Origin of the sequence: Salinivibrio costicola subsp. alcaliphilus (genome assembly GCF_001996185.1) — a bacterium.
GTDB lineage: Bacteria > Pseudomonadota > Gammaproteobacteria > Enterobacterales > Vibrionaceae > Salinivibrio > Salinivibrio costicola.
Genome location: NZ_MUFR01000069.1, coordinates 1 through 6,939, shown reverse-complemented (window position 1 = coordinate 6,939; position 6,939 = coordinate 1). Strand labels below are relative to the sequence as shown.

The 6,939-nt window shown below is 47.9% G+C and carries 7 protein-coding genes, 4 tRNA genes and 1 rRNA gene; 8 read left to right on the top strand and 4 right to left on the bottom strand.

The window, feature by feature from the left end; all coding sequences use genetic code 11:
* A 5S ribosomal RNA gene (gene rrf / locus BZJ21_RS16940) occupies window positions 1-81 on the top strand; the annotation flags it as partial.
* Window positions 82-575: 494 nt separating this feature from the next.
* On the opposite strand, the gene BZJ21_RS14800 is transcribed toward rrf, so the two are convergent.
* The 3 genes from BZJ21_RS14800 to BZJ21_RS14790 form a co-directional block, all read right to left on the bottom strand.
* Entirely contained in the window at window positions 576-1,220 is a 645-nt protein-coding gene (locus BZJ21_RS14800; RefSeq protein ID WP_077670194.1) for an isochorismatase family protein, read from the bottom strand.
* A gap of 12 nt (window positions 1,221-1,232) precedes the next feature.
* Window positions 1,233-2,582: a CDP-diacylglycerol--serine O-phosphatidyltransferase gene (gene pssA, locus BZJ21_RS14795; RefSeq protein ID WP_021024455.1), complete on the bottom strand. Its 1,350-nt coding sequence runs from the start codon at window positions 2,580-2,582 to the stop codon at window positions 1,233-1,235.
* 111 nt (window positions 2,583-2,693) lie between these two features.
* A complete protein-coding gene (locus BZJ21_RS14790; RefSeq protein ID WP_021024456.1) occupies window positions 2,694-3,125 on the bottom strand; it encodes a GNAT family N-acetyltransferase in 432 nt (143 codons plus the stop codon).
* A gap of 75 nt (window positions 3,126-3,200) precedes the next feature.
* Between BZJ21_RS14790 and murB the strand changes: the two genes are divergently transcribed.
* Both murB and birA read left to right on the top strand, forming a co-directional pair.
* Window positions 3,201-4,235, top strand: coding sequence for a UDP-N-acetylmuramate dehydrogenase (gene murB / locus BZJ21_RS14785; RefSeq protein ID WP_021024457.1), 1,035 nt, complete (start codon window positions 3,201-3,203; stop codon window positions 4,233-4,235).
* Complete coding sequence (birA, locus tag BZJ21_RS14780) at window positions 4,232-5,200, top strand: bifunctional biotin--[acetyl-CoA-carboxylase] ligase/biotin operon repressor BirA (protein ID WP_077670193.1); 969 nt, start codon at window positions 4,232-4,234, stop codon at window positions 5,198-5,200. Before murB ends, birA begins: the two co-directional genes overlap by 4 nt.
* 18 nt (window positions 5,201-5,218) lie before the next feature.
* On the opposite strand, the gene coaA is transcribed toward birA, so the two are convergent.
* Window positions 5,219-6,157, bottom strand: coding sequence for a type I pantothenate kinase (gene coaA, locus BZJ21_RS14775; RefSeq protein ID WP_077461939.1), 939 nt, complete (start codon window positions 6,155-6,157; stop codon window positions 5,219-5,221).
* Between the two features lie 209 nt (window positions 6,158-6,366).
* Here coaA and BZJ21_RS14770 point away from each other — a divergent pair.
* The 5 genes from BZJ21_RS14770 to BZJ21_RS14750 form a co-directional block, all read left to right on the top strand.
* Window positions 6,367-6,442 (top strand) — tRNA-Thr (locus BZJ21_RS14770).
* 7 nt (window positions 6,443-6,449) lie between these two features.
* Window positions 6,450-6,534 (top strand) — tRNA-Tyr (locus tag BZJ21_RS14765).
* 37 nt (window positions 6,535-6,571) lie between these two features.
* Window positions 6,572-6,646 (top strand) — tRNA-Gly (locus tag BZJ21_RS14760).
* A 13-nt stretch (window positions 6,647-6,659) separates the two neighbouring features.
* Window positions 6,660-6,735 (top strand) — tRNA-Thr (locus BZJ21_RS14755).
* A gap of 104 nt (window positions 6,736-6,839) precedes the next feature.
* On the top strand, window positions 6,840-6,939 hold a 100-nt coding region (locus BZJ21_RS14750; RefSeq protein ID WP_131826328.1), incomplete at its 3' end, for a GTP-binding protein.

Below are 6,939 nucleotides of genomic sequence, written 5' to 3'. Positions count from 1 at the left end.
CATGCCGAACTCAGTAGTGAAACGAAGCAGCGCCGATGGTAGTGTGGGGTCTCCCCATGTGAGAGTAGGACATCGCCAGGCTTTGATTATAAATTGCGCATATTGCTTGTGATTTTTGATAGCTGCGATGCTCATGTATTGGCATACATTGTGCGTCTCGCTTCAAAACTCCCTGCGCATAGCTCGCAATTTAATCATCAAAGCGAATATGCGTAAGACTTTGATGAGTAGAAATACGAAGCCCTGACCTAACAGTCGGGGTTTTTTTGTATCTTTAATCTTTGATGAAAAACCAATAAAGCCCTGGCCTGACGGTCGGGGCTTTTTTGTATCTTGAGAGTCTAATAAAACTGTGTATCTTGCAGCAAAATTATCGATCTACAGATCGCAATATAATTATCAAAGTAGATATGCGTAAAACGTTGATGAACTGAAATATGAGGTCCTAACCACTCGGTTAGTTTTTTTTTGTTGTAGGAATTGGCCTTAATAAACCGGTCATTAACTAATATGGTGATCCTAAAGGCTATATAAGCAAGATCGCAGCAAGCAATCATGTGCTGCTGCGATACAAATTAACGGGGCAGTAGACAGCTTAACGCCAGTTGACTATCGACTAATTTGATACCGACGGCCAGCATCTCGTCACAGGCAGAGGATACGGTTTTAGCATTAATCCCTCGGCAAGCGGCAAGGTTAACGACAACGTCGAAACGACCCCGTTTTTTCAGTTGGATAGCGGTTGTTTTGACGCAGTAATCGGTTGCCAGCCCGCCCACTATTACTGTTTCGACATCTTGGCTATGCAGCCACTCAATTAATCCAGTACTGAGCTTTTCTTCAATATCATGAAAGCAAGCACCATACGGATGAAGATCGGGCTCGATGCCTTTCCAAACCACATAATGATATTCGGTCACTGCTGGCAATGCGTCAATCGTCTCAAACCCTTTCGTTCCGGGAACCGCGTGTTGCACCCAAGTCAGATCGGCGTTTTTATGCGGCAAAGGCTGGAGCATGTCAGCGGGGTCGTCGACCACCCAAATGGCGTTAGCAGGATGCGCATCTTTGGTCAAAACACGTACGTCAGCCAACGTTGCCTGCTCGTTGAGTGCCGGTCCGATGGTATCGCCTTCGGGGACGGGTAATTCGTCAGGACATAACGGCGTAAACGTGCGCTGTGCATCAACGTCAATGGCAGCTATTTTGGCCTGTTTCATTGCGGTTATCCCCTAAAGTATCTGATTGAGTATATGATCGGCCTTAACCCGCTTTATCCGTTTAAGTAGGCGTTTGACTGGCGCAGGATAATCCTCCATTTTTTCTATCTGCTTATAACTGCCAACCAGCTGTGTATGAGCCAAGATCGTATCTACCTCTTGCTGCTTCTGCGCCTCTAATTGCTGATGCTTATCATGAATCAAGATGGCGTTTTCTAAGTCTAGCTTCCAGGCGCGCGGATTGAGGTTATTTCCCGTTAACAGCATATACTGGCGATCGACCCAAATGCCTTTCAAATGGAAGCTGTTGTCATCATGTTTCCAGATATGGATATTTAACTGACGTTTTGCAATCGCTGCTTCGTTGCGACGGGCAAAGTTGCGTAAGTTGACTTCATACAAATAAGGCAGAGCTGAAATCGTCTTAAATGGCGCCTCTGGTGGTGAGTAGAAATCGTTCGCGGTTTTATCTCCCACTATAATCCTCACGCTTACCCCTCGGCGAAGTGCGCGACGGATTTCGCGAACGACACTGCGTGGTGGATTAAAATAGGGCGTGCAAATGACTAATTCATCATGGGCACTGGCAATCAAATGACAGATATAGCGATTGAGCTTATTTTTCCGTTTACCTAACCCGACCATCGGGGTAAGTCCAACTTGGTCTTCACTAATCGGCTCATCTTGATATCGATAGCTGGCCTGCTGTAGCTGACCACGAAACTCACGAATGTTTGGCTTTAGTGCTTTGCTGTTGGGGCGGTCGGGCGAGGTGAGACAGTTGACGGCACTGTCGGCGATTAACGTGTTGACAATAAAGTCTGCCATGGTGTCGGCGAGTACTTTATTGGCGAGCACGTGATAACGGTCATAACGGTATCTATCATGTTGCGCTAAATAGACATCGTTTAAGCTGGCGCCGCTGTATATAACGGTGTTATCAAATACGAATCCTTTTAAGTGCAAAACGCCGAAGACTTCGCGGTTTCTAACTGGCACACCCAAGACCTCTATCTTATGTGGGTAGCGCTCTGCATAAGCTCGATATAGTCCTGCATTACCGTCCGACTGTTCAGCACCAATTAACCCTCGCTGTGCGCGATGCCAGTCGACTAATACTTTGATATCGAGGGCAGGGTTAGCTTGCTTTGCTTCGTAAAGCGCATCCAGAATGCTTCGTCCTGCTTCGTCGTCTTGTAAGTACAGAGCCACCAGATAAATACGTGATGTTGCTTTTTTAATTTCGCTAAGGAGCCGTTCTCTAAATGAGACCGCGTCTAATAAGGTTTCGAGATTTTCTGGCTGGTGCGCAATGGTGGGCAAGCGATCAATAAGCTGCCGGTTTGCGTTCGCTGAATCCATTATTACCTCTTTTTGTTCGACGGCCAGAGTCGAGCATTGATACTAAACCCTGAATGATACCAGAAATTGCGTCAAGCTACGGATCACCGCGCAATGGCTTTGTTGCTAATGTCACGCTTTGGGTGAGTATTCCATCGCCACTAAATCTTTGCCACTTTGACAATAACGGTGCAGGCGTGCAGCCAGATCATCGGGTAATACGTGATGATCGACAGGCGTAAAACCATGCTGCGCATACAAGGTAGTCAGTGGACGGAAAGCTAAGCAAAAGCTAGGACGTTGACACAGTGTTTCTTGCACTGCGTCGAGTAAACGATGACTTAAACCTGTTCCTCGCAGATCAGGGTGTAGCAACATGCCTGTGAGTAACTGATACTCGAGACGTTGCTGAAAGCGTACCGCGCCACATAGTCCACTCGGGCCATCAATGACCCAAATACGTTCATCTTTCTTGGGTTTTCCGGGAGGATAGTGTGTTTTGTAGAACCGCGCTACCAGTGGGAACCGCAAGGGCTCTAGCGGGTGAATGTGATAATTATCCATAGCCTAATAGATGCGCAATACGAGCAGGACAGGTAGTATACCCATCAATGAGTTTTCTAACAGCGTAATGCAACGATGAAGTGGTTATCTGATGTGTCTTTGACACCCCATCATACGTTTGGTTTGCCCGCGCGCGCCCAAGCGATTGTAGAAGCACATTGTGTGCAAGACTTACAAGAGATTTGGCAAGCGTCTGATTATCACAACTCACCGAAGTTAGTGGTTGGTGAAGGCAGCAACCTGCTTTTTTGCCAAGACTTTGAGGGAGTGGTGGTCCTTAACCGCCTAAAGGGGATCACGATCGATAACCACGCTGACCATTACCTATTACATGTTGGCGCCGGTGAGCCTTGGCATGCGTTTGTTGCCTGGAGTATTGATAATGCGATGCCTGGGCTTGAGAACCTGGCATTAATTCCCGGCTGTGTGGGGGCGGCACCGATTCAAAATATTGGTGCCTATGGTGTCGAATTTGCGGAGCGTTGCGCTTACGTCGATATCTATCATCCTGACACGGGCAATCAACGTCGTCTGTCTTGCGATGAATGTCAGTTTGGTTACCGCGATTCGATTTTTAAAACCCCCGCCATGCAGGGATGGGTCATTACTCAGGTTGGCTTTCGCTTGGATAAAGCGTGGAAACCGGTACTCAAGTATGGCGCGTTAGCTGAACTGGATTCTCAACAAGCGACCCCCAAAGGCATTTTTGATGCTGTGTGTGCGATTCGGCGCGCTAAATTACCCGATCCTTCTGTATGCGGTAACGCTGGGAGTTTCTTTAAAAATCCGGTGCTTGATAGCGAGCAAGCGACAAAGTTAAAGGTTTCTTACCCTGATGTGCCGCTCTTTTCCGCGCCTTTGGGACAAAAAAAGGTCGCAGCGGGGTGGCTGATTGATCAATGTGGCTTAAAAGGGAAACGCCAAGGCGGCGCACGCGTTCATCCTCAGCAAGCACTGGTTATTACCAATGCCGAGAATGCGATCAGTGATGATGTGATACGTTTAGCTAAGCATGTCGTCTCGCATGTTTATACGCGTTTTGGTGTGAGGCTTGAGCACGAAGTGCGCTTGATTGATCAGCAGGGTGAAACAACCTTGGAGGCACAATGAAGAGCGCGCATTCGGCACGTCTCGCCTTGATTACACGTTTATCTGATGGTGAGTTTCACTCTGGCGAAATGCTGGGGGAAGCGCTGGGTATGACGCGTGCGGCGATCAGTAAACACATCAAGGTTCTCCAATCTTGGGGGCTTGATATTTATCGAGTACAGGGCAAAGGCTATTGCTTATCACAACCGATTGAGCTGCTCGATGAAGCTTGGTTAAGTGCCCATACCGATATACCCGCTTTGGCTGTGATCCCAGTGATAGACTCAACCAATCAGCATTTAATGGAAAGAGTGGGGCAGCTCAGTCCTGGTAGTGTGTGCTTGGCCGAGTATCAGCAACAAGGCCGTGGTCGTCGAGGGCGTGCATGGCAATCGCCGTTTGGTAGCAATTTATACCTCTCCATGTATTGGCGATTAGATGCAGGGCCTGCGGCGGCAATGGGGCTCAGCCTTGTTGTCGGAGTAGCAATGACAAAAGCGTTACACGATCTGGGTGCGCCAGGTGTCAAAGTAAAATGGCCTAACGACCTCTATTATCAAGACAAAAAGTTAGCGGGTATTTTGGTTGAAATGACCGGGCAAACGGGTGATGCGGCACACATAGTGATTGGTATGGGGCTTAACCTCGGCATGGGGGCTCATCTTAACGACAATATTGATCAACCTTGGGCGAAGCTTGCACAGGCGTGTTCACCGATGCCGTCACGTAATACGTTAGCAGCGAACTTGATTCACCGTCTCAAGGCATCGCTTATCGACTACGAACAGCAAGGTATGGCTAGTATTTTGGCTGATTGGCCACAACTGGATAATTTTATCGGTCGCCCCGTTAAGCTATTAATGGGCGACCGCCAGGTAAAAGGAATTGAGCGCGGTATTGATGAGCATGGCGCCTTATTGCTGGAGGTTGATGGAAACATCACGCCTTACTTGGGAGGGGAAATCTCGTTAAGGCGCGATGATTAGTCCTTATACGAATGCGGACTATTTACGCACGCGTACGCGCTGAACAGAATGGTTCGGGCCCTTTTCTAACACTAAGCTTGCCCGTTCACGGGTTGGCAAAATGTTTTCTAGTAAATTCTTGCCGTTAATATCATTCCAAATGGTGGCTGCTTTCTGTGTCGCTTCTTCGACGGACAAGCGCGTGTAATGGTGAAAATAAGCTTGTGGATCGAGGAATGCCCCGCGCCGAAACTTCATAAAGCGTTCGATGTACCAGTGTTTGAGTAAGTCAGGCTCGGCGTCTACATAAATAGAAAAGTCGAGAAAATCAGAAATAAACACGTGGTGCGGATCGTGTGGATAATCCATGCCACTTTGTAGCACATTCAGCCCCTCTAATATTAAAATATCGGGCTTTTCGACTTTTTGCTCATCCGATGTAATGTCGTAGACAAGGTGGGAATAAACAGGCGCAGTGACACAGTCTTTGCCTGATTTGACGTCAGCGACAAATTCAACCAGCTTGCGCATGTCATACGATTGCGGGAAGCCCTTTTTGTGCATGATGCCGCGCGATTCGAGCTCAGCATTGGGATATAAAAAACCATCAGTGGTGACTAACGCCACTTTAGGGTGATCCGGCCACCGGGTTAGAAGCGCTTTTAGGAGCCTTGCCGTCGTGCTTTTCCCAACCGCCACACTGCCTGCAATGCCGATAACGTAAGGCACATGGTTTGACACGGGCTGAGAAAGAAACTCATCAAGTACTTCAGTTCGGCTTTTACGCGCTTTAACATACAGATTGAGTAAGCGCGACAACGGTAGATAGACATCGCGCACTTCATCCATTGATAAATGTTCATTCAAGCCGCGTAAGCGGTCAATGTCATCTTCGGTAAGCGTCATGGGCACTGCATCCCTCAGTTCAGCCCATTGTTGACGGTCGAACGACAAATAAGGCGTTAGCGTTGCGTTCATGATCCATGTGCCTTAAGCCAATAAAGAGAGTGACGATACCGCAAACCAGCGGGAAGGAAAAGCGCTTGCCTATTGTCATCAAGGTGTTGGCTGGTTACTTTCCCAACAATCACACGAAAAAATACCCAAAAGATGCAAAAATCACCCATTTTTTTAAAATTCCCTATTGCACCCCTCAAATCCATGGCATAGAATGCGCAGCACTTGTCGCCGGCTTAGCTCAGTTGGTAGAGCAACTGACTTGTAATCAGTAGGTCGCCAGTTCGATTCCGGCAGCCGGCACCAAAATTTAGGTGGAATTCCCGAGTGGTCAAAGGGATCAGACTGTAAATCTGACGGCTCAGCCTTCGAAGGTTCGAATCCTTCTTCCACCACCAATTTCAAATTGTTTGAATAGCTCTACGAGTAACGATTGCGGGCATCGTATAATGGCTATTACCTCAGCCTTCCAAGCTGATGATGCGGGTTCGATTCCCGCTGCCCGCTCCACTCTTTTTAGAGTGCTGATATAGCTCAGTCGGTAGAGCGCACCCTTGGTAAGGGTGAGGTCGGCAGTTCAAATCTGCCTATCAGCACCATCCTCTCCAAGGTTACTTCAAGCCGTTTGATGTATACTCAACAAACCTGATTGTTGGTTGTGTGGTCGTAATGCCACCGAAATACCGTGCTTAGAGGGACTGTCATGTCTAAAGAAAAATTTGAACGTACGAAAACGCACGTTAACGTTGGTACTATTGGCCACGTTGACCATGGTAAAACTACGCTGACTGCAGCTATCTGTA